Raw genomic sequence first — 20,805 nt, forward strand, 5'->3', positions numbered from 1 at the left:
CGTCCCAGCTCCGGGAGCCCCCATGTCTCTACGCCGACCCCGCCTGCGAGCGGCATCCGTCCTGGCGGTCTGCCTGGCCGCGCTGGCCCCGACGACGGCCGGTGCCACCGCCGATCCATCGGGTGACCAGGCGCTTCAGCGTCAGCTCGACGAATTCGTGCGCCGCTCGGGCGGCCCGCCCGGAGCCATCGCCGTCCTGCGGACCGAGAAGGGGACGAGAGTCGTGCGCGCCGGCGTCGCCGAGGTCGGCACGGACCGCCGGCCCAGCCCCGACGACCACATGCGCATCGCGAGCACGGCCAAGGCCTTCAGCGGGGCGGTGGCCCTGACCCTGGTCGACCGGCGCGCTCTGCACCTGCACGACACGCTGGGCGAGCGGCTTCCCCAACTCCCCGCCGCATGGGAGTCCGTGACGCTCCGTCAACTCCTCAACCACACCAGCGGTCTGCCCGACTACTCCCGGAGCGACGGGTTCCTCGACCAGTTGCGGGCCGACCCCCTCCATCACTTCGACTCCCAGCGTCTGCTCGACTACGTCGCCGGCCAGCCCCTGCTCTTCAAGCCGGGCACGCAGTACCGCTACTCCAACTCGGACAACATCGCCGTAGCGCTCATGGCCCAGGCGGCGACCCACAGGCCGTACGAGGAACTCCTGCGGGACATCGTCCAGGAGCCGCTCGGGCTGCACTCCACCAGCCTGCCGCAGGGCAATCGGATGCCGAAGCCCTATCTGCACGGCTACGACGTGAGCCGGCCCGCGGCCCCGGAGGACGTCAGCGAGGTCATCGGCATGTCGGGCGTCTGGGCCTCCGGGGGCATCGTCTCCACACCGGCCGACATGACCCGCTTCATCGGGAACTACGCCGGCGGACGGCTGTACGGCGGGCCGGTCGTGGAGCAGCAACGGCGATGGGTCGAGGGCGGCGCGTCCGAACCCGCCGGACCGGGACGCAACTCCGCGGGCCTGGCCCTCTTCCGCTACGAGACGCGCTGCGGTGTCGTCCTCGGGCACACCGGCAACACGCTCGGATATACCCAATTGATCGCGGCCACCCCCGACGGCCGCCGTTCACTGACCTTCTCGGTCACCGCTCAGATCACCCGGTCCTCCGACGCGGAACAGCTGCAAAGAATGCGCGCACTTCAGGAGAACTTCGTCTGCGCATTGCTGCACGGCACGAATCAATAGCGATATTCCGCGGCCATACGCAGGTCAACCCACCACGATTTCCCAGGTGTCCACGGCGTAATGGACCGACATTCCGTTGCGCGCGTACAACGCGGGGGCACCGGTGGTGTTTTCGGTGTCCACGCCGAGTCCGACGGTGTCCCGCCCCCGGGCCGCGAACGCCGCGAAGGCCTGCCGCAGCAGCAGCCCTCCGAGGCCCCGGCCGCGGGCCTCGCGGACGACTCCGACGCTGCGGACCCACCCCATGGCCTCGCGGTCGTCGCGGGCGATCAGGAAACCGACGTCCCCGAGGTCCTCGGTGGCGACCAGCCACACCAGGGACCAGTCGAGCCGGTCGGCGTGGATGTCGGTCAGCCACTGCTCGTACGGGCGCGCCTGGAAGTCGAAGTGCTCGGCGAAGGCGGCCTGGTAGAGGGTGTACGCCTGTTTCCGGTCCGCTTCGTCGGAGCAGTCCCGCACCCGTACGCCCGCGGGCGGCTCGGGCGGCAGGTCCTCGTCGGCCCGCAGCGCCCGCTCCAGCACGTGATAGCGGCGTACGACCGACCACCCGCGCGCCCGTATCAGCCCGAGGTCGGTCGTGGGCGCCGCGTTGAGGTGCAGATGGAGCACGGCCCGGGAGGCGCCGTTCGCCCGGGCCTTCTCCAGCGCCCTGGTCTCGACCGCCTCCAGGAGGAGTTCACCGGCCTGCTGGTGTTCGGGGAGCACATAGTGGTCGGCGTTGATGCGCTCGCCCTTGGAGTCGTCCCACACCAGGGCGTACGCCACCAGGCGCGGTCCGTCGAAGGCCAGCCAGGAGTCGCGGTCGAGGTCGGTCTCGGGGTGCCCCAGATCGGACTCCACCGTGTGCAGATCCGTCTCGGGCCGCCCGATCTCGATCCGGTCGATCTCGTTGAGCAACTCGGTGACGGCCGGCGCGTCGGTGGGCGCGGCAGCGCGCAGGAGATAGGGCATGAGCCAAGGGTCGGGGGCGGGCGCGGCGGTCGCAAACGAGTTTTGCGTGAGCGGGGGAAAGCGTTCACATGGCCTTGGTAGGCTGCGCCCGTTGATCATGAGCGAGCGGCCGGAACAGGGGGATCCCCTGCGGACCGCCGCCGCAGCGACCACCACCCCGGCCCGGCGTGGATGAGTCCTTTGCGGGATCTTTGTGGAGAGTCCTCAAGTGTGGCGCCTGGTACGCCTGTTGACACTGTGACGGCTGATAAGATCATTACACTTTTCAGTAGGCTGATGACGCGTCATACGCGCGTACGGGGGACAGCCAAAACGGCCCCATCGTGAAGGAGTGACGGTTGGTCCGCCGGTGACGTCCGCGCCGCACGGCGACGGGCATTTCCGGGGTCCCATGCACGGTCAGTCTCCCGACGCGAGGCGACTTGAAGAGAGTCTCATGACGTCATTGTTCGAAGATCCACTCCTGTGGGTCCTGCTCGTGGTACTCATCGCTGCGATTTTCGCAGTGATGCGCGCACGGAGAACCAACATCCAACTCCGCGCGAACAACAACAAACTGCACGGCGACATGGCGAGTGTGCGAGGCCAGCTCGCCGAGCTCCAGACGACCTACTCGTCGGTGAGCGCACGGCACGCCGCGGATCTGGAAGAGGTGCGCAAGGACGCCGAGTCGGCGACCAAGGCGACCCTGAAGTCGGCCGTCGGCACCCTGGCGACCCTCGCCGAGGAGCAGCTGTCGCTGCTCGACGGACTCCAGCAGAAGTACGGCGACGACCACGCGGTCCTCGCCGACCTGATGCTGGTCGACCACACCGGCAGCCAGTTCAGCCGCCGTACCAAGGGCATCTCGGTGCTCTGCGGCGGCTGGCTCGGCCGACGTGACCGGGACGCCTCGGTCTACGACGTCGCCCGCAGCGCCCAGGGGCGGATCCGCGACTTCGAGCGGGTCAAGGTCCACTCGCAGGCGAGCGTCGCGATCACCAGCCGCGCGGTCGAACCGGTCGCCATGGTCCTGGCCGAACTGCTGGACAACGCCACCAAGTACAGCGCCCCCGGCACCCCCGTCGAGATCAACATCCAGGCCGTCCCCACCGGGATCTGCCTGATCGTCGACGACGCCGGTCTCGGCATGGACCAGGAGACCAAGGCCCGCGCCGCGTCCCTGCTGACCAGCGGCGGTTCCGTGGACATCACGAGCCTCGGTGACCCGCCCAAGTTCGGCTTCGCCCTCTCCGGGAAGCTCGCCGCGCACTACGGATTCCACGTCTCGGTCGACGCGGTCTCCCCCTACGGAGGTGTGCGTGCGGTGATCCGGGTGCCCGAGAATCTCCTGACGGCGGACGTGCCCGCACCCGCGCCCGTCGAACTCGACGACCAGGAGGGCGAGCCCGTGGCGGCCAAGCCGACCCCGGTCGCCTCCCTCGTCGTCGGACAGACGGCGGGCGGCCTGCCCAAGCGCCGTCGTCGCCGCAACGGCGCCGTCTCCATGGTCGCCACCCCCAGGGCCGAGGCGCCCGACCTGGACGCGGCCGGCGAGGAGACCGCCTCACGGCTCAAGGCATTCGCTCGCGGAACCCTGCTCGGGCGGGACTCGGACAACACGGAAGGACCTCAGAACCAGTGAATCCCGACCTGTCGTGGGTGCTGAACGACGTGCTCGAGGTACGCGGAGCCCGCCACGCCATCCTCGTCTCGGCGGACGGTCTGCTGATGCAGCGGTCCGACGGCATCGTGCGTGACGACGCCGAGCGCAACGCCGCCGCGATGAGCTCGCTGCAGTCCCTGTGCCGCAGCGTGGCCCCCTTCGTGGGCGGCGGCAAGGGCCTGTGGAAGCAGACACTGATCGAGTTCGACGGCGGATGGATCTTCCTCATCGCCGGGGGCAGCGGCTCCTACCTCGCCGTCTCGACCGCTCTGGACGTCGACATGGAGGCCATGTCGATCCGGATGCAGAAGACGGTGGGCGCGCTGACCAAGGCGATGAGCGCGACCCCGCGCCAGCACACCGGCGCAGACGCATGACCTGGCCAGGCGAGGACGCTCCGGTAACCAGCGACTTCGTCCGCTCCTACGTCATCACGGGCGGCCGCCGTCTCCCCTCCGACGACGACCTGGCCCTGCACACCCTGGTGTGCCTGGCCCCCGACCGGACCCTGCCGCTCGGGGCCGGCCCCGAGGTACGGGCCATCTGGGAGCTGTGTTCGGGCGGCTACCTCTCGGTCGCCGAGGTCGCCGGTCATCTGGGTCTGCCCGTCGGCGTGGCCCGACTGCTGCTGTCCGATTTATTCGAACAGGGGCACCTCCTGCGCCGCGCTGAACCGGCCCCCGCCCAGCACGTCCCCCGAGCGATACTCGAGAAGGTTCTGCATGGACTCGAAACCCTCAACATCGGCTGACCCCGGGGCGAACGGCTCCATCTACGTCTCCGCCGACGTGACCACCGCCGCGAAGATCCTGGTGGTCGGACACTTCGCCGTGGGCAAGACGACCTTCATCGGGTCCCTGTCGGAGATCACTCCTCTGCGCACCGAGGAGAAGATGACCCAGGCGTCCATGCACGTCGACGACCTGCGCGGGGCACCGGAGAAGGCGACCACCACCGTGGCGCTGGACTTCGGCCGGCTAACGCTGAGCGACGAACTGGTGCTGTACCTGTTCGGCACCCCCGGACAGCAGCGCTTCATGCAGCTGTGGGAGGACATGGCCCGCGGCGCGCTCGGCGCCCTGCTCCTGGTCGACCCCTCACGCCTTGAGGAGACGTTCCCGGTCATCGACCTGATCGACGAGTACGGCCTCGAATACGCGATCGCCGTCAACACCTTCTCGCAGACCAGCCACTTCGAGGAGGAGGAGATCCGCGAAGCCCTCGACCTGCTTCCGGACACTCCCGTCATCTACTGCGACGCCCGCGACCAGCGCTCCTCCGCCCGCGCCCTGATCGCCCTCGTGCGTCACCTGCTCGACCGCGCCGCCTGAACCACCACCCCCCGCCCGGACCGCACGGTCCGGGCCACCAAAGGACACACACATGGACGTTCACGACACAGCCGCCACCGGTGCGGCCAGATGCCCCATGTACGACGGCTCCTTCGCGGCCGACCCGCAGAAGGTCTACGACTACCTCCGGGCCCACGGCCCCGCCGGCCCGGTCGAACTCGCCCCCGGAGTCGACGCCACCCTCGTCGTCGACCACGAGACCGCCCTGCGCGTGCTGCAGAACCCCAACCTGTTCGCGCGCGACGGCCGCCGCTGGACCGCCCTCAACGACGGCCGGGTCCCCCTCGACAGCCCCGTCCTGCCGATGATGGCCTACCGGCCCAACTGCCTGTTCACCGACGGCGCCCAGCACCTCAGGCTGCGCAAGGCGGTCACCGAGAGCCTCGACCGCCTCAACGTCACCCGCATCCGCCGCGACGTCGAGCCGATCGCCGCCTATCTCATCGACCAGTTCAGCGAGCGGGGCCGGGCGGACCTGATCAACGACTACGCCAAGCTGCTGCCGCTGCTGATGATCAACAAGCTCTTCGGCTGCCCCGCCGCCATCGGCGACCGGGTGACCAGCGCGATGGCCGACATGTTCGACGGCAAGGACGCGCTGAAGGCCAGCGACGAACTCACCGCCTGCTTCATGGAACTGGTCTCCCTCAAGCGCCGCGAACCCGGCGACGACATCACCTCCTGGCTGGTCCAGCACCCCGCCGGCCTCAGCGACGAGGAGCTCAAGGACCAACTGGTCATGCTGGTCGGCGCCGGCGTGGAGCCCGAGCGCAACCTCATCGCCAACGCCCTGCTCCTGCTCCTGGACCGGGACGGCGAGGACGGGCCGAGCATGCAGATCGAGGACGCCCTCGACCACGTCCTGCTCAACAACCCGCCCATCGCCAACTACGCGACGCACTTCCCGCTCCAGGACGTCGACCTCGGCGGAGTGGTGGTTCAGGCGAACTCCCCCCTGGTCATCAGCTTCGCCGGAGCCAACAGCGACCCCGCGCTCGCCTCGTCGGGCCAGGCCCACAGCCGCGGCGCCCACCTCGCCTGGGGTGCGGGCCCGCACGCCTGCCCGGCCAAGAGCCCGGCCCAGGTCATCGCGGTCACCGCCATCGAGCTGATCCTCAACGCGCTGCCCGACCTGGTCCTGAGCGTCCCTGCCCAGGAACTGCAGTGGCGTCCCGGCCCGTTCCACCGCGCCCTGGCCGCCCTTCCCGTCCGGTTCAGCCCCACCCCGGCCACCCGGATGGCATCGGCGTACGGCGTGCCCACCGCGCCCCGACCGACCGTCGTCCAGCAGCCCCAGCAGGCGGCGCGTGTCCCCGCACCCGCACCCGTGTCGCAGAAGCCGGCGAAGAAGGGCTTCTGGAGCAGCTTCCTCGAGATCTTCCGTGTGTGACGGCTTAGCACCGCCCGACAGGTGCCGGAGAGAGGGCTGACCGTTTCACAAGTCCCCTCTCCGGCACCTGCGTTCGTTCGGGCGACAGATCGGCTCCCACGCGGCCGACAAGCCCTTCTTCGGGCAGAATCGCGGTGCATGGAGTACTACGACCTCGGCTCTCACGGCCGTCCCGTCACCACCGACTCCGCCGAGGCCCAACTCTGGTTCGACCGCGGCCTGGTGTGGACGTACGCCTTTCATCACGAGGAGGCCGTGGCCTGCTTCGAGAAGGCGGCCGCCGCCGACCCGGACTGCGCGATGGCCCACTGGGGCATCGCCTACGCGCTCGGCCCCAACTACAACAAACCCTGGGAGTTCTTCGACGACCGGGACCTGGCCCGGACCGTCGAGCGCACCCATGCGGCCGTCGAGGCCGCGCACCAGAAGGCGGCCATGCGGGCCACCGCGGTCGAGCGGGCCCTGATCGGCGCCCTGCGCTCCCGCTACCCGCAGGCCGAGCCCGCCGAGGACTGCGCGGTGTGGAACGTGCCGTACGCCGACAGCATGGCCGCCGTCCATGAACTCGCCCCGGACGACGCGGACGTGGCCGCGCTGTACGCGGACGCGCTGATGAACCTCACGCCCTGGCAGCTGTGGGACCTGCGCACCGGCGAACCCGCCGCCGGCGCTCGCACCCGCGAGGCACGGGCCGTCCTGGAAGGGGCGCTCGCCGGCGCCTTCGGCCGCAGCCACCCGGGCGTCCTGCACCTGTACGTCCACCTCATGGAGATGTCGCCCACGCCCGAACTGGCCCTGCCCGTCGCGGACCGGCTGCGTGGTCTGGTGCCCGACGCCGGACACCTGCTGCACATGCCCTCGCACCTGGAGGTGCTGTGCGGCGACTACCGGCGAGTGGTGACGGACAACAGCGCCGCGATCGCCGCAGACGAGAAGGCCCTCGCCCGGGCCGGAGCGATGAACTTCTACACGCTCTACCGCTCGCACAACTACCACTTCAAGATCTACGGCGCGATGTTCCTGGGCCAGTCGCAGACCGCTCTGCAGACCGCCGCCCAGCTGGAGGAGTCGATCCCGGAGGAGCTGCTGCGGGTGGAGAGCCCGCCCATGGCCGACTGGCTGGAAGGCTTCCTCGCGATGCGCGTCCACGTCCTGATCCGCTTCGGCCGCTGGGCCGACATCCTGGACCTCCCCCTGCCCGCCGACCCACGCCTGTACTGCGTGACGACCGCGATGCTCCACTACGCCCGCGGTGTCGCCTGGTCCGCCCTCGGCCGCATCACCGAGGCGGAGGGCGAACGCGCCCTGTTCCACGAGGCGGTAGGCGAGGTCCCCGAGACCCGCACGCTCTTCAACAACACGTGCGCCGACATCCTGGCCATCGCCTCGGCGATGCTGGACGGCGAACTCGCCTACCGCAAGGGCGAGTTCGACACCGCCTTCGCGGCCCTGGAGCGATCGGTCGAGCTGGACGACAACCTCCCCTACGACGAGCCCTGGGGCTGGATGCAGCCGACCCGGCACGCCTACGGCGCCCTCCTGCTCGAACAGGGTCGCGTCACCGAGGCCGAGGCCGTCTACCGCGCCGACCTCGGCCTCGACGACACCCTCCCGCGCCCGCTCCAGCACCCGGGCAACGTGTGGGCGCTGCACGGCCTCCACGAGTGCCTGGTCCGCGGGGGGAAGGAAGGAGAGGCACGGATCGTCGCCCAGCAGCTGCGGGTCGCCGCCGCGCTGGCAGACGTACCGGTGCAGGCGTCGTGCTTCTGCCGTCTGGAGACCGGTTCTGGCTGTTGCGGATAGGCTCTCCGCAACAGGGCGGTGGTAGCGGGGAGTTGCATGCTTAACACGGGTGACTTCATCGCGCAGGCTTACGCGCTCGGCCCGGGAGAGTGGACGATGACGCCCGTCGCCCGCGGTGCCCTGGGACAGATCTGGAAGCTGTCCGGGAACGGCACCGCGTGGGCCGTGAAGGAACTGCTCTTCGAGAAGGACGAGCCGGAGGTCGGCGCCGAGTCCGCACTGCGCGACGCGGCCGAGACGCTGGGCATCTCCGCACCGCGTCTCCTGCCCGACCGCACCGGCGCCCATGTCGTACGGCTCCCCGGGGGTTCCTACGTGAAGCTGTACGACTGGGTCGACGGCACCGCGGCCGATCCGTCGGACCCGGAGATCCTGAGCTGGTGCGGCCGTACGCTCGCCCTTCTGCACAAAGCCGGTCAGGGCGCGAGCGACACCCCGAGCGGCTGGTACGAACGCTGCAACCCGGCGTCCGACTGGGCGCAACTGCTCGGCAAGGTGGAGCGGGCCGGCCTGCCCTGGGCGGGGGAGTTGGGCCGGTTCGTGGCCACGACGGCCGTCGAGCTGGCCCGGTACGTCTCGCCGTCGTCCTCCGGTGAGGTGGTGACGTCCCATCTCGACGTGCGGCCGCAGAACGTCCTGGCCGGCGCGGACGGACCGGTCCTGCTCGACTGGGACAACGCGGGGCCCGTCTCGGCGGAGCGCGAACTGGCCCGTGCCGTGTACGTGTGGTCGGGCGGCAACCGCTTCGACGCCGAGGCGGCGCGGCGCCTGGTGCGCGCCTACCGGGACGCCGGCGGCCGCGCGGTCGTCAAGGGCCCGGACGCGTTCTCCATGCTGTTCGCGACGGACCTCAACTACGTGTACGTACAGGCCGCATGCGCGGTCGATCCGGCGGTGACCGCCGAGCAGCGCGCCTTCGGGAGCGGCGAGGCCCTGACCAAGCTGCGCGGCCTGCCCGACCTGAGCGCCGTCCGGCGCCTGACGGAGGCGCTGGAGGCCGAGTGGTGACCCGAGGATCGGGCCCGGCACTAATGTCCTCGGCATGAGCGAAAACTCCGCGCGGTCCGTCACCGTCGAACGCACCAGTACCGGCCACTTCGTCGCCACCAACACCCGAGGCGGCACGATCAGTTTCGGCACCGGCTCCGAGAGCGAGTTCACCCCGGTCGAACTGCTTCTCGCCGCGCTCGGCGGCTGCACGGCGGTCGACGTCGACCTCGCCACCAGCCGCCACGCCGAGCCGAGCTCCTTCACCGTCGAGGTGAGCGGCAACAAGGTCGACGACGAACTCGGCAACCGGCTGACCGACCTCGCGGTCACCTTCACCGTGGCCTTCCCCGACGGCGAGGGCGCCGACCGGGCCCGCACGATCCTGCCCCGGGCGGTGAAGACCTCCCACGACCGCCTGTGCACGGTCAGCCGCACGGTCGAGATCGGCACGCCCGTCACAGCGACCGTCGAGGACGCCTGACCTCTGCGTAGCCTGTCCCCGTGTCAGCCTCCCGCCTTCGCCGCGTCGCCGTTCTCGTCCTCGAAGGCGCGAAGCCCCTGGACGTCGGCATCCCCGCGCAGGTGTTCACCACGCGCGCGAGCATGCCGTACGAGGTACGGCTGTGCGGCGCGGCCCCGGGACTCGTGAGCGGCGGGGACGGGCTGTCGTACCACGTCGCCCACGGTCTGGAGGCGCTCGCGTGGGCGGACCTCGTCTTCATCCCCGGCTACCGGTTCCCGGACCGCGAGGACCCGCCGCCGGCCGTCGTCCAGGCCCTGGTCGCCGCTCACAGCAGGGGCGCGCGGCTCGCCGCCATCTCGACCGGCGCCTTCGCGCTGGCCGCGACCGGCCTGCTCGACGGCCGGCGCGCCACGACCCACTGGCACTACACGAGAGCGCTCGCGGCGAGGCATCCCCTCGTCCGGGTCGACGAGAACGTGCTGTTCGTCGACGAGGGCAGCGTGCTGACCTCGGCCGGCGCCGCCTCCGGCATCGACCTGTGTCTGCACATCCTGCGCGGCGACCTCGGCGTCGCCGCGTCCAACCACGCGGCCCGGCGCCTGGTCGCGGCCCCCTACCGCAGCGGCGGTCAGGCGCAGTACGTGCCGCGCAGCGTGCCCGAGCCACTCGGTGAGCGCTTCGCCGCCACCCGGGAGTGGGCCCTGCACCGGCTCGACCAGCCCCTCACCCTCGACGTCCTGGCGCGGCAGGCGGCGGTGTCGCCGCGCACGTTCTCACGCCGCTTCGTCGAGGAGACCGGGTACACGCCGATGCAGTGGGTCATGCGGGCCCGCATCGACATGGCCCGCGAGCTGCTGGAGCGGTCGGAGCGGGGTGTCGAGCAGATCGCCACCGACGTCGGGCTCGGGACGGGCGCGAATCTGCGGACGCACTTCCAGCGGATCCTGGGGACGACGCCGAGCGAGTACCGGCGCACTTTCACCCGGGGCGAGTAGCCTCCCCGCGTCCGCACCGCCTTTGGCGCGATCCTTTTGAACCGTGGCGATCGCGCCACTGTCACCGGTGGATGCCGCGCGCGAGCCTGGTGGGCGTAGGAAGTGGACATCGGAAACGGGACACCATTCATGACTCGCATCGCCATCAACGGATTCGGCCGCATCGGACGCAATGTGCTGCGCGCGCTCCTCGAACGCGACAGCGCCCTGGAGATCGTCGCGGTCAACGACCTCACCGAGCCCGCCACCCTCGCGAGGCTGCTCGCCTACGACAGCACGGCCGGCCGCCTGGGCCGTCCGGTGACCGTCGACGGGAACACCCTGGTCGTCGACGGCCGCCGTATCACCGTGCTCGCCGAGCGCGAACCGGCGCAGCTTCCCTGGGCCGCACTCGGCGTCGACCTCGTGCTGGAGGCCACCGGCCGGTTCACCTCGGCGAAGGCGGCCCGCGCCCACCTCGACGCCGGCGCGCGGAAGGTCCTGGTCAGCGCGCCCTCGGACGGCGCGGACGTCACCCTCGCGTACGGGGTCAACACCGACGCCTACGACCCGGACGTGCACACGATCGTCTCCAACGCCTCCTGCACGACCAACGCGCTCGCCCCGCTGGCGTCGGTCCTCGACGAGCTCGCCGGCATCGAGCACGGCTTCATGACCACGGTGCACGCCTACACGCAGGAGCAGAACCTCCAGGACGGCCCGCACCGCGACGCCCGCCGTGCCCGCGCCGCCGGTGTCAACATCGTGCCCACCACGACCGGCGCCGCCAAGGCGATCGGCCTCGTGCTGCCGAACCTGGACGGCAAGCTGTCCGGCGACTCGATCCGGGTCCCGGTTCCGGTCGGCTCCATCGTGGAGCTCAACACGACCGTCGCCCGCGACGTGACCCGCGAGGACGTGCTCGCGGCGTACCGCTCCGCGGCCGAGGGCCCCCTCGCCGGCATCCTGGAGTACTCGGAGGACCCGCTCGTCTCCTCGGACATCACGGGCAACCCCGCCTCGTCGATCTTCGACTCGGCCCTCACCCGCGTGGAGGGCCGTCACGTGAAGGTCGTCGCCTGGTACGACAACGAGTGGGGCTTCTCGAACCGCGTGATCGACACACTGGAGCTCCTGGCGAACGGCTGAGCGACTCTCGGGCACGGAGGTCTGGCGACTCGCGTCGGCACCGCCGGATGCGCGCCGGACCGCGTTCGGATGGTGGCCGCGCCCGCCTGGGACCTGCTCGGAGCCCAGGCGGCGGGGATGCGGAACGCCCACCTCCACCGGCCCGTCGGTGACCCGCCGACGGGCCGCGACGCCTTCCGGACGCTTCGGCGGCGGCCTGGACGAACCGGTCACCACGCTGACGGGCCGTTGAATCCCCGCCGCACCGGGGCTTTCAGAGGAACGGCGTCCCGGCGTCCAGTCCGGACAGGACCCTGCCGTAGAGCTCCAGGTTGGCGGCGGGGTTGACGAAGGAGTGCAGGTTCAGGGCGTTCAGGTCCCGCACGGCCCGCTGGACCGGCACCTCCAGGTTCAGCGAGGACGCGCCGGACGCGGAACCGATCAGATCCACGGCCTCCTTGCACAGCCGCGCCACATAGCCGGCCTGGGCCCGGATCCGAGCCCGTTCCTGTGTCGTGTAGGAGTTGCCGTCGGCGACCTGGGCGTCCATCAGCGAGACGAAGTCCGCGGTGAGCAGTTCGGCGCAGGAGATCTTCATCGCGGCCTCGGCGAACTGCAGATGCGTCACGGGGGCTTCGTGCTGACGGCCGTAGAACGTGTAGGTGATGCCCCGCTGATGGATGCGCTCGCCGAACTCCGCCAGCGCCGCCCTCGCCGGACCGAGCGCGCCGGCCGCCGTCCAGGCGCAGAACAGCAGGAGGACGGGCATGCCGTAGAAGGGGTCGGCGCTGTTGAGCCGAGAGGGGAAGGAGCCGGCCAGCAACGGTCCCAGCGGCAGCACGCGGTGGGCCGGGACATGGACGTCTCGGGCCACGACACTGTTGCTGCCGCTCCCGGCCAGACCGGAGACCTTCCAGTCGTCGAGCACGTCGAGATCGGTCATCGGAACGGCCGTCCACAGCAGGTCCGGTGGGCGGCCGTCACCGGAGTCCGCCACAGCGGTCAGCAGATGCCAGTCGGAGTCCTGACAGCCGGTGGCGAACGGTGAGGTCCCGTCGACCACGTAACCGCCGTCCACCGGTCGGGCCTTCGCCTTCGGGACGAGCGTGCCGCTGACCCGTACGCCCGGGTCGGTGAAGATCTCGTCCTGCGCCTCGTCGGGGAAGAGCGCCGCGATGAACGCGCACCCGGCCTGGATCAGCGCCGTGAACCCGGTCGACCCGCACGCGGCCGAGACCTCGCTCAGCACGTCGACCTGCGTGCGCACCGGGGACTGGTAACCGCCGTACCGGCGAGGGACGTTCATACGGTGGACCCCGGCGTCCGTCAGAGCCGCGACGACCTCGCCCGTGACCCGGCGTTCCTGTTCCGTGCGCAGGGCGTGCGAACGGATGAGGGGCTGAAGTTTCCGTACGCGTTCGACGAGTGCGGCGTCCGAGTTCGGTGCGGATGAACCAGCCAAGACACGACCTCCGGGCCCGATGCGCGAGAACCCTCACCGTGACGCCGAACCTGACGGGTGTCAACGCTCCTTTCAGGCCCAGCTCGCGGCGCAATACATCGGATGGGTCAAGTGATTCGTGAGGCGCCGAGTCATTGACAGGCACACGGACGCCTCTTAGGTTCCCGGATACACCCGATGTATCAAGGATCCGCCAGCTCTGGAGGACGACGATGACCTCACAGCCCGAGAGACACGCGCAGCCGCCCCGCAGGGCCGTACTCGGCACCGCGCTGGGGGGCGCCGCGGCGGTCGCGTTACCCGGTACGGCCCACGCCGAAGAACTGATGGCTTCGCAGCGGGTCGCCAAAAGCCCCTGGAAACTGCGCGACACCATGACCACCGACAGCGCCTGGGCCCGCTTCCTGCGCGACCAGGACCTGCTGTGGGCCAGGTTGCCCACCCTCTGGTACGAGGGCCCGTTCCTCGGTGACGGCCAACTCGGCAGCATGATCTACCAGGAACCCGGCGCCAACCAGATCCGTTTCACCGTCCAGCACGGCCGAGTCCAGGACCACCGCCCCGAGTTCGGCAGCGGGTGGGGCACCTGCCGCCTCCCCGTCGGCCACCTCACCCTCGAACCGGTCGGTACCATTACCGCCGTCGACTGGCGGCTGAGCCTGTGGAACGCCGAACTCACCGGCACCGTCACCACCTCGGCCGGCACCCTCACCCTCGCCGCCCTCATCCACGACGAGGTCCTGGCCGTACGGGTGAAGGCCGCCGGCGGTGAACGGGCCACCTGGACCTTCCACCCCGAGGAGGCCATCAGCCCGCGCAAGATCAGCGAGGCCCCGCCCGCCGACTACACCGCCAACCCGCCCTGGACCACACGGACCGCCACCGACGGCACCGAACAGGTCCTCCAGCCCCTCACCGGCGGCGGCCAGACCGCCACCGCCCACCGCCGCACCGGCAACGACCTGCTCCTCAGCGTCGGCCACAGCCACCCGTCCGACACCGCCGCCGAGGCCGACTCGCTGCGCAACCTCCGCCGCGCGAAGTCCTACAGCGCGCTCAGGGAACGGCACATCCGCTGGTGGCACGCGTTCTACCGCAAGAGCTTCGTGTCGTTCCCCGACCAGCGTCTGCAGAGCTTCCACTGGATCCAGCTCTACAAGGTCGCCTCCGCCAGCCGCGCCGGCGGCCCCGTCATGGCGACCTCCGGACCCTGGCTGGAGCCCACCCCCTGGCCCGCGGTCTGGTGGAACCTCAACGTCCAACTGGAGTACTGGCTCATCCACGGCTTCAATCACCCCGAGCTCGACTCCCTGGCCACCACCCTGCGCCAGAACCAGGAACAGCTGATCGCCAACGTGCCGGCCGCCTACCGCGCCGACAGCTCAGGCATCGGCCGCAGCTCCGACATGTTCGCCAACCGCGGCGTCGGCCGGCCGGGCACCGGAGCCGAGACCGGCGACCTCACCTGGGCCCTGCACAACGTGTGGCTGTCCTACCGCCATTCCATGGACGAATCCCTGCTGCGCGACACGATCTACCCGGTACTGCGCCGCGCCATCAACTACTACCTGCACTTCCTCACCCCGGGCAGCGACGGCAAGCTCCATCTGCCCAGCACCCTCTCGCCCGAATACCCCGTGGTGCCGCCGCAGGACACCAACTACGACCTCGCCCTGATCCGCTGGGGCTGCCAGACCCTCATCGACTCCGCCGAACTCCTGGGCATCGAGGACGAGTTGGCCCCGCGCTGGCAGGAGGTGCTCGCCAGACTCACGCCGTACCCGGTCGACGCCAACGGCTTCATGATCGGCGCAGACACCCCCTACGCCCAGTCCCACCGCCACTACTCCCACCTGCTGATGGTCTACCCGCTCTACCTCGTCAACTGGGACCAGCCAGAGAACCGCGACCTGATCACCAAGTCGGTCGTCCACTGGCACGCGTTGACCGGCGCCCACCGCGGCTACAGCTACACCGGCGCCGCCTCGCTGTACGCCATGACCGGCGACGGTGACACCGCGATCACCTATCTCCGCAAGTTCTTCGACCCCACCACCCGCTACCCCTGCCGGGCCAACACCCACTACACCGAGGCCGGCCCGGTCATCGAGACCCCGCTGTCCGCCTCGCAGTCCCTGCACGACATGTTCTGCCAGAGCTGGGGCGGAGTGATCCGCGTCTTCCCGGCCGTGCCGACCGCCTGGGCGGACCTGACCCTGCACAACTTCCGCACCCAGGGCGCCTTCCTGGTCAGCGCCGTCCGCAAGGCGGGCACCACCCGCTTCATCAGGGTCAGGAGCCTTACGGGCGAGCCCCTCAAGCTCCGGCACGGCCTGACCGGACGCCTCACCGCGGTGCTGGACGACGGCACCCCGGCCCGCACCCACGACCTCGGCGACGGCACCCTTGCCATCGATCTGCCGCGTGGCCGCGAGGTGCTCGTCCACACCGGCTCCCGTCCCGACCTGAGCATCGCGCCCGTCGCCGTCAGCGAGCCGGGGCCGGCGTGGGGACTGCCGTAAAGGCCACACGACACGGAGGATTCCGATGGCGGTTCCGATCAGAACCGCGGTCGCCGCACTCTGCGCCTCGCTGGCGGCCGCACTCCTCACCACCGCACCCGCACAAGCCGAACAGCACGACCTGCGCGACAGGGCGTGGTCCGTGTCCGCAGGAGCACACGCGCCCCGCGCACAGGTCACCCTCGACGACACCACGGGCACGCTGAGCCTCGCCGTGTCCCGGGAGGGCCGTACGGTCATCGAGCCGTCGCCCGTCGGCATCGTCACCGAACAGGCCGACCTGTCCAAGGACCTGCGCTTCCTGCACCGCAAGAGCCGTACGGTGCAGGAGCGTTACCGCACCAAGTCCGGCAAACGGCTGGACCGCCGGGTCCGGATGAACGAGACCCGGCTGTCCTTCGCCACCGCCGCGGGCGCCCGTCTCGACCTCGTCGTCCGTGCCTCCGCGGACGGTGTCGCCTACCGCTATGTCCTGCCCGCCGGAGCCGGTGACGTCCTCGGTGAGACGTCCGCCTTCAACCTCCCGGCCGACGCGCGGGCGTGGCTCGGCACCTACCGGGTGGACAACGAGGGCCAGTTCGCCCCCTACACCGCCGCGGCTGCCCCCACCGGCGAGTACTCCGACCAGGCCCTGTTCTCGACCCCCTGCGGCTACACCCTGCTCGCCGAGTCCGGCCTCGCCGGCGCCTACTCCGGCGCCCGCCTCGCCCACACCCAGGGCACCGGCACCTACCGCATCGAGCTGGCCGACGAGCGGGTGACGGCCGACGGCCCCCTTGCCACCCCCTGGCGGGCCATGGTCACCGGCGACCTCGCCACCGTCACCCGCTCCACCTTCACCGACGACCTCGCCCCCGCCTCCAAGGTCCGCGACACGTCCTGGATCCGTCCCGGCACCGTCCTGTGGACCTGGCTCGCCGGCGGCAGGACGGCGGGTCAGAGCCTCGCCGCGCAGAAGGCGTACGTCGACTACGCGGCCGAACGCCACTGGCCCTACGAGGCGGTCGACGCCGGCTGGTACTACCGGCCGGGGGAGTGGGACGTCACCGACCCCGACTGGCAGACCGACAGCTGGATGCCGGAACTCGTCCGGTACGCCCGCGCCAAGGGCGTCGGCATCATCGTCTGGATCCACCAGCGCGACCTCGACACCCCCGAGGAACGCGACCAGTGGCTGCCCACCCTGGAGAAGTGGGGAGTGAAGGGAGTCAAGATCGACTTCATGAACTCCGAGGCGCAGCCCATGCTCCAGTGGTACGACACCGTCCTCGCGGAGACGGCCGCCCACCACCTCATGGTCGACTTCCACGGCTCCACCATCCCCAAGGGCATCCAGCGCACCTGGCCGCAGGTCATGACCCTGGAGGGTGTCGCGGGCGAGGAGAAGCGCACCAACACCGCCGCCCACCTCACCACCCTGCCCTTCACCCGCAACGTCATCGGCTCCATGGACTTCACCCCCGGCGCCTTCCAGCGGGTGGGCCTGCGCCCCACCTCCGACGCGGCCGAGATCGGCCTCACCGTCGCCTACGAGTCGGGACTGCAGATGTTCGCGGGCACCCCGGAGTCGTACGAGGCCCGGCCGCTCGCCCGGGCCTACTTCGACCAGGTCCCCGCGGCCTGGGACGACACCCGCCTCCTGGCCGGCGAACCCGGGCAGGAGGCCGTACTGGCCCGCCGCGGCGGAAACCGCTGGTTCCTGGGCGGGGTCTACGCCGGTGCCGCCCGCACGGCCGAGGTACCGCTGGCCCTCGGCCCCGGACGGTGGCTGGTGGAGACGATCCGGGACGGGGCCGACGGACTCGTCCGGGACCGGCGGGTGCTGCGCGGCGGCGACACCCTCGATGTCGACGTCGTGGCGAACGGCGGCTTCGCCGGGCTCGCCTGCCCCTGGCGACCGGGCATCACCACCTGCCATCGCTGATCGAATCCGGCACCTCCGGCGGCAGCCCTCGCTAGGCTGCCGCCGGAGGTGCCCAAGTGGCCATCAGAACAAGTCAGTTGCACGAGGTTCCCGAATCCACGACCGTCGTCGTGATCGGCGCCGGCCCGGCCGGGATGACCGTCGCCACGCTGCTGCGGCACAGCGGCATCGACTGCGTCGTCCTGGAACGCCGCTCGCGCGACCACGTGGCGCAACGCCAGCGGGCCGGCATCGTCGAAACGCGCGCGGTCCGCATGTTCGACTCCTGGGGACTCTCGGACCAGGTCCTCGGCGGTGTCCCCTACGACGGCATTCTGGAGTTCCGGGTGGACGGCCGCAGCCACCTGGTGTCCGACAGCGACGGCTCCGACGGCTCCGACGGCTCCGCGGCCCGCCTGTGCCCCCAGCAGATCCTCGTGCAGAAGCTCACCGCCACCTACCTCGACGACGGCGGTGACCTGCGCTTCGAGGCCGCCGACGTCTCCCTGCACGACCTCAGCGGTGATCGCCCGACCGTCCGCTACCGCAGCGCCGACGGCACGCTCCACACGATCACCTGCGAGATCGTCGCCGGCTGCGACGGCGATCACGGCGTCAGCCGTACGTCGGTCCCGGCCGGCGAGCTGACGGCGTACGCCTTCGACCACGGCATCGGCTGGCTCACCGTCCTGGCCGACGCCCCGCCCCCGGCCCACCCCCTCCTGGCCGCCGGCCGACAGGGCTTCGCCGCCCACTTCCCCCGCGGTCCGCACGCGAGCCGCTACTACCTCCAGTGCCCGCCCGACGACGACCCCGGCGCCTGGCCCGCGGAACGCGTCTGGGACGCCCTGCGTACCCGGCTCGGCGACGCCGCCCTCGTCCGCGGCCCGATCACCGACCGCGAGGTCTTCCGGCTCCGCAGCCTCGTCCACGACCCCATGCAGTACGGCCGTCTCTTCCTGGTCGGCGACGCGGCGCACATCGTGTCACCCATGGGCGGCAAGGGCATGAACCTCGCCCTGTACGACGCCGATCTCCTGGCCCGGGCCGTACGCGACTTCGTCCGTGGCGACGACTCCGGCCTGCGCACCTACTCGGCGCGCTGTCTGCGCCGCGTCTGGAACGACCAGGAGTTCTCCCACTGGCTCACCCGCACCCTGCACGACGCGGGCGACGCCGAACCCTTCCTGCGCAACCTGGCCCGCGCCCGCCTGGACCGCCTCTTCAACTCCCCGGCCGCGGCTCGCGCCTTCGCCGAACTCATGACGGGCCTGGACCCGGCCGGGGACGCGGCGGCCCTCGAAATCCGCGGCAACCTTTCCGGGCCCGGCGGCGACTGACAAGTCGCAAGGCCCTCCGCCGGAGGCTCGCACGGATCACCAAGGACGCACCAGTGGCATCTCGTTCGCATCGTTCCCCTTCGTCGGGCAGGGGGCGCACGGCCTTCGTCTCGGCGGCCGCCGTCGCCGCCGTGGCACTCGTGGCAGCGCTGATCCTCGCCTTCAGTCCCGACCACGACACCGACGCCGGCCCGGCCGCGGCCACGCGCGTCGCCGGCACCCGTGGCACGCCGACCCCGACGACCGAGAAATCGGAGCCCACCACGGCGTCCCCCTCGGCGTCGGCCCGCACCGGCAGCCCGAAGGCCACCGCGAGCAGCAGCGCCTCGCCCCGCCCCTCGAAGAAGCCGGTCACGCAGCCGGCGCGGAAGACGTCCACGTCGGCCTCCCTGACCGGACGGATCAAGCCGGGCGTCTCCTACGACGGCGTGGCCACCTTCTACGACGTCGGCAACGGCAACGGCGCCTGTCTGTACGGCCCCACGACCGACGTCATGACCGCCGCGATGAACCACACCGACTACGAGACGTCCAAGGCGTGCGGGGCGTACATCCTCGTCCGGGCCGCGAGTGGCGCCTCTGTCACGGTCCGCATCACCAACGAGTGCCCCCTGCCCTGCGCTCCCGGCCAACTCGACCTGAGCCCGCAGGCGTTCGCGAAACTCGCCGCCCCCGTGCAGGGTCAGACACCGATCACGTGGAGCCTGCTGAGCCCCAGCACCTCCGACACGATCTCGATCCGGTACAAGACGGGATCGACCCGCTACTGGTGCGGCATCCAGGCGATCGGCCACCGCAACCCGCTGGCCCGGCTGGAAGTCCGGACCTCTGCCGGATGGACCGAGTTGCCCCGCACCGGCTACAACTACTTCCTCTCCGAGAAGGGCAGCGGGTGCGGTGCCGCGATCAGGATCACCGACATCTACGGAGAGCGGCTGGAGATCGACGGAATCGGCGTGAAGCCGGACGTCGTGCAGTCGACCGGGGTCCAGTTCGCCCGGCACTGACCCCACCCCCGCCCTTCGCCGTCGTGGCGCGGCAACGGTTGTCACTGGCGTGTCACAGCACGCCAGGCCCCCACAACCTGTTCCGCGGTCGTCGTGTCGAACCCTGCGTTGAGACAAGACCGGTCGGCCGGACCAGTCGACTGACGGAGCGTCAGTATTCAACGGGGAAGGGCCCCGGGACCGCCCCGCAGTGGTGGTCGCAGAACTCCCCGGGCCTGATCGGCTCGCCCGGGGAGCACGACGCCCGGGGCAACGACCTCTCGGTGTCCGACGTCGACGGTGACGGCTATGCCGACCTGGCGGTGGGCGGGCCCGGCGAGGACGCGGACGGCGAACAGAGGGCGGGCGCGGTGTCGCTGCTGCGCGGCTCGCGCGAGGGCGTGACCGCTACCGGGTACCAGCACTTCGACCAGAACACGCGAGGCATCCCAGGAGCCGCCGAGGCCGGTGACGGCTGGGGCGTCCAGGTGCGGCTGATCGACGGCGACGGCCGGGCCGAGCTGGTGGCCGCGGCGCCCGACGAGAACGCCGGTGACGGCGCGGTGTGGCTGCTGCCCGCGAGCGGCAACGGCCTGCTCGCCGACGGCTTCGGTTCCTACGGCGCCGCCGCCCTCGGCGGGAGTGCCCACGGCGCCCACTTCGGCGCGGTCATCGACGAGTGAGCGTGACGCATCCGGTCCGGGTTT

18 protein-coding genes are annotated in these 20,805 nt (G+C 70.8%); 16 read left to right on the forward strand and 2 right to left on the reverse strand.

Annotated elements, in window-relative coordinates; genetic code table 11:
- The first annotated feature begins 22 nt into the window (after positions 1-22).
- The gene (locus ACIRP7_RS07480) at positions 23-1,189 is read left to right on the forward strand and encodes a serine hydrolase domain-containing protein (RefSeq protein ID WP_403655011.1); all 1,167 of its coding nucleotides are present in this window, start codon (positions 23-25) and stop codon (positions 1,187-1,189) included.
- A 24-nt stretch (positions 1,190-1,213) separates the two neighbouring features.
- Here ACIRP7_RS07480 and ACIRP7_RS07485 read toward each other — a convergent pair whose 3' ends face one another.
- Complete coding sequence (locus ACIRP7_RS07485) at positions 1,214-2,140, reverse strand: GNAT family N-acetyltransferase (RefSeq protein ID WP_403655013.1); 927 nt, start codon at positions 2,138-2,140, stop codon at positions 1,214-1,216.
- Positions 2,141-2,576: 436 nt separating this feature from the next.
- On the opposite strand from ACIRP7_RS07485, the gene ACIRP7_RS07490 reads away from it, so the two are divergent.
- The 10 genes from ACIRP7_RS07490 to gap all read left to right on the forward strand — a co-directional run bounded on the left by ACIRP7_RS07490 (position 2,577) and on the right by gap (position 11,906).
- Positions 2,577-3,764 (forward strand): ATP-binding protein, encoded by a 1,188-nt coding sequence (locus tag ACIRP7_RS07490; RefSeq protein WP_403655015.1) that lies wholly within the window; start codon positions 2,577-2,579, stop codon positions 3,762-3,764.
- Positions 3,761-4,162 (forward strand): roadblock/LC7 domain-containing protein, encoded by a 402-nt coding sequence (locus tag ACIRP7_RS07495; RefSeq protein WP_037713893.1) that lies wholly within the window; start codon positions 3,761-3,763, stop codon positions 4,160-4,162. Before ACIRP7_RS07490 ends, ACIRP7_RS07495 begins: the two co-directional genes overlap by 4 nt.
- Entirely contained in the window at positions 4,159-4,536 is a 378-nt protein-coding gene (locus tag ACIRP7_RS07500; RefSeq protein WP_007386762.1) for a DUF742 domain-containing protein, read from the forward strand. Before ACIRP7_RS07495 ends, ACIRP7_RS07500 begins: the two co-directional genes overlap by 4 nt.
- On the forward strand, positions 4,508-5,116 hold the full coding sequence (locus ACIRP7_RS07505; RefSeq protein ID WP_352385127.1) for an ATP/GTP-binding protein: 609 nt from the start codon (positions 4,508-4,510) through the stop codon (positions 5,114-5,116). Before ACIRP7_RS07500 ends, ACIRP7_RS07505 begins: the two co-directional genes overlap by 29 nt.
- Before the next feature lie 52 nt (positions 5,117-5,168).
- Positions 5,169-6,527, forward strand: a complete 1,359-nt coding sequence (locus tag ACIRP7_RS07510; protein WP_352385129.1) for a cytochrome P450 — start codon at positions 5,169-5,171, stop codon at positions 6,525-6,527.
- 138 nt (positions 6,528-6,665) lie between these two features.
- On the forward strand, positions 6,666-8,330 hold the full coding sequence (locus ACIRP7_RS07515; RefSeq protein WP_403655018.1) for a hypothetical protein: 1,665 nt from the start codon (positions 6,666-6,668) through the stop codon (positions 8,328-8,330).
- Between the two features lie 36 nt (positions 8,331-8,366).
- A complete protein-coding gene (locus tag ACIRP7_RS07520; protein ID WP_403655020.1) occupies positions 8,367-9,338 on the forward strand; it encodes a phosphotransferase enzyme family protein in 972 nt (323 codons plus the stop codon).
- 34 nt (positions 9,339-9,372) lie between these two features.
- Positions 9,373-9,801: an OsmC family protein gene (locus ACIRP7_RS07525; RefSeq protein WP_403655022.1), complete on the forward strand. Its 429-nt coding sequence runs from the start codon at positions 9,373-9,375 to the stop codon at positions 9,799-9,801.
- Between the two features lie 20 nt (positions 9,802-9,821).
- Entirely contained in the window at positions 9,822-10,778 is a 957-nt protein-coding gene (locus ACIRP7_RS07530; RefSeq protein WP_403655024.1) for a GlxA family transcriptional regulator, read from the forward strand.
- A 129-nt stretch (positions 10,779-10,907) separates the two neighbouring features.
- Entirely contained in the window at positions 10,908-11,906 is a 999-nt protein-coding gene (gap, locus tag ACIRP7_RS07535; RefSeq protein WP_403655026.1) for a type I glyceraldehyde-3-phosphate dehydrogenase, read from the forward strand.
- A 253-nt stretch (positions 11,907-12,159) separates the two neighbouring features.
- Here the strand turns inward: gap and ACIRP7_RS07540 are convergent, their stop codons facing one another.
- Complete coding sequence (locus tag ACIRP7_RS07540) at positions 12,160-13,347, reverse strand: acyl-CoA dehydrogenase family protein (protein ID WP_403655028.1); 1,188 nt, start codon at positions 13,345-13,347, stop codon at positions 12,160-12,162.
- A gap of 212 nt (positions 13,348-13,559) precedes the next feature.
- On the opposite strand from ACIRP7_RS07540, the gene ACIRP7_RS07545 reads away from it, so the two are divergent.
- The 5 genes from ACIRP7_RS07545 (at position 13,560) to ACIRP7_RS07565 (ending at position 20,781) form a co-directional block, all read left to right on the forward strand.
- A complete protein-coding gene (locus ACIRP7_RS07545) occupies positions 13,560-15,869 on the forward strand; it encodes a glycosyl hydrolase family 95 catalytic domain-containing protein (protein WP_403655030.1) in 2,310 nt (769 codons plus the stop codon).
- A 25-nt stretch (positions 15,870-15,894) separates the two neighbouring features.
- A complete protein-coding gene (locus tag ACIRP7_RS07550; protein WP_403655032.1) occupies positions 15,895-17,793 on the forward strand; it encodes a glycoside hydrolase family 97 catalytic domain-containing protein in 1,899 nt (632 codons plus the stop codon).
- 134 nt (positions 17,794-17,927) lie between these two features.
- Positions 17,928-19,112, forward strand: coding sequence for a 4-hydroxybenzoate 3-monooxygenase (locus ACIRP7_RS07555; protein WP_403655151.1), 1,185 nt, complete (start codon positions 17,928-17,930; stop codon positions 19,110-19,112).
- Between the two features lie 53 nt (positions 19,113-19,165).
- Positions 19,166-20,119 carry an expansin EXLX1 family cellulose-binding protein gene (locus ACIRP7_RS07560; protein WP_403655034.1) on the forward strand — a complete coding sequence of 318 codons (954 nt, stop codon included), beginning with the start codon at positions 19,166-19,168 and terminating at the stop codon, positions 20,117-20,119.
- A gap of 23 nt (positions 20,120-20,142) precedes the next feature.
- Positions 20,143-20,781 (forward strand): FG-GAP repeat protein, encoded by a 639-nt coding sequence (locus tag ACIRP7_RS07565; RefSeq protein ID WP_403655036.1) that lies wholly within the window; start codon positions 20,143-20,145, stop codon positions 20,779-20,781.
- Positions 20,782-20,805 lie beyond the last annotated feature (24 nt).

It is taken from the genome of Streptomyces sp. NPDC102270 (assembly GCF_044766405.1).
Taxonomy (GTDB): Bacteria; Actinomycetota; Actinomycetes; order Streptomycetales; family Streptomycetaceae; genus Streptomyces.

Coding starts and splice junctions, on each gene's coding strand:
- ACIRP7_RS07480 (WP_403655011.1), top strand. CDS start 23: ATGTCTCTACGCCGACCCCGCCTGCGAGCGGCATCCGTCCTGGCGGTC.
- ACIRP7_RS07485 (WP_403655013.1), bottom strand. CDS start 2,140: ATGCCCTATCTCCTGCGCGCTGCCGCGCCCACCGACGCGCCGGCCGTC.
- ACIRP7_RS07490 (WP_403655015.1), top strand. CDS start 2,577: ATGACGTCATTGTTCGAAGATCCACTCCTGTGGGTCCTGCTCGTGGTA.
- ACIRP7_RS07500 (WP_007386762.1), top strand. CDS start 4,159: ATGACCTGGCCAGGCGAGGACGCTCCGGTAACCAGCGACTTCGTCCGC.
- ACIRP7_RS07505 (WP_352385127.1), top strand. CDS start 4,508: ATGGACTCGAAACCCTCAACATCGGCTGACCCCGGGGCGAACGGCTCC.
- ACIRP7_RS07510 (WP_352385129.1), top strand. CDS start 5,169: ATGGACGTTCACGACACAGCCGCCACCGGTGCGGCCAGATGCCCCATG.
- ACIRP7_RS07515 (WP_403655018.1), top strand. CDS start 6,666: ATGGAGTACTACGACCTCGGCTCTCACGGCCGTCCCGTCACCACCGAC.
- ACIRP7_RS07520 (WP_403655020.1), top strand. CDS start 8,367: ATGCTTAACACGGGTGACTTCATCGCGCAGGCTTACGCGCTCGGCCCG.
- ACIRP7_RS07525 (WP_403655022.1), top strand. CDS start 9,373: ATGAGCGAAAACTCCGCGCGGTCCGTCACCGTCGAACGCACCAGTACC.
- gap (WP_403655026.1), top strand. CDS start 10,908: ATGACTCGCATCGCCATCAACGGATTCGGCCGCATCGGACGCAATGTG.
- ACIRP7_RS07545 (WP_403655030.1), top strand. CDS start 13,560: ATGACCTCACAGCCCGAGAGACACGCGCAGCCGCCCCGCAGGGCCGTA.
- ACIRP7_RS07550 (WP_403655032.1), top strand. CDS start 15,895: ATGGCGGTTCCGATCAGAACCGCGGTCGCCGCACTCTGCGCCTCGCTG.
- ACIRP7_RS07555 (WP_403655151.1), top strand. CDS start 17,928: ATGACCGTCGCCACGCTGCTGCGGCACAGCGGCATCGACTGCGTCGTC.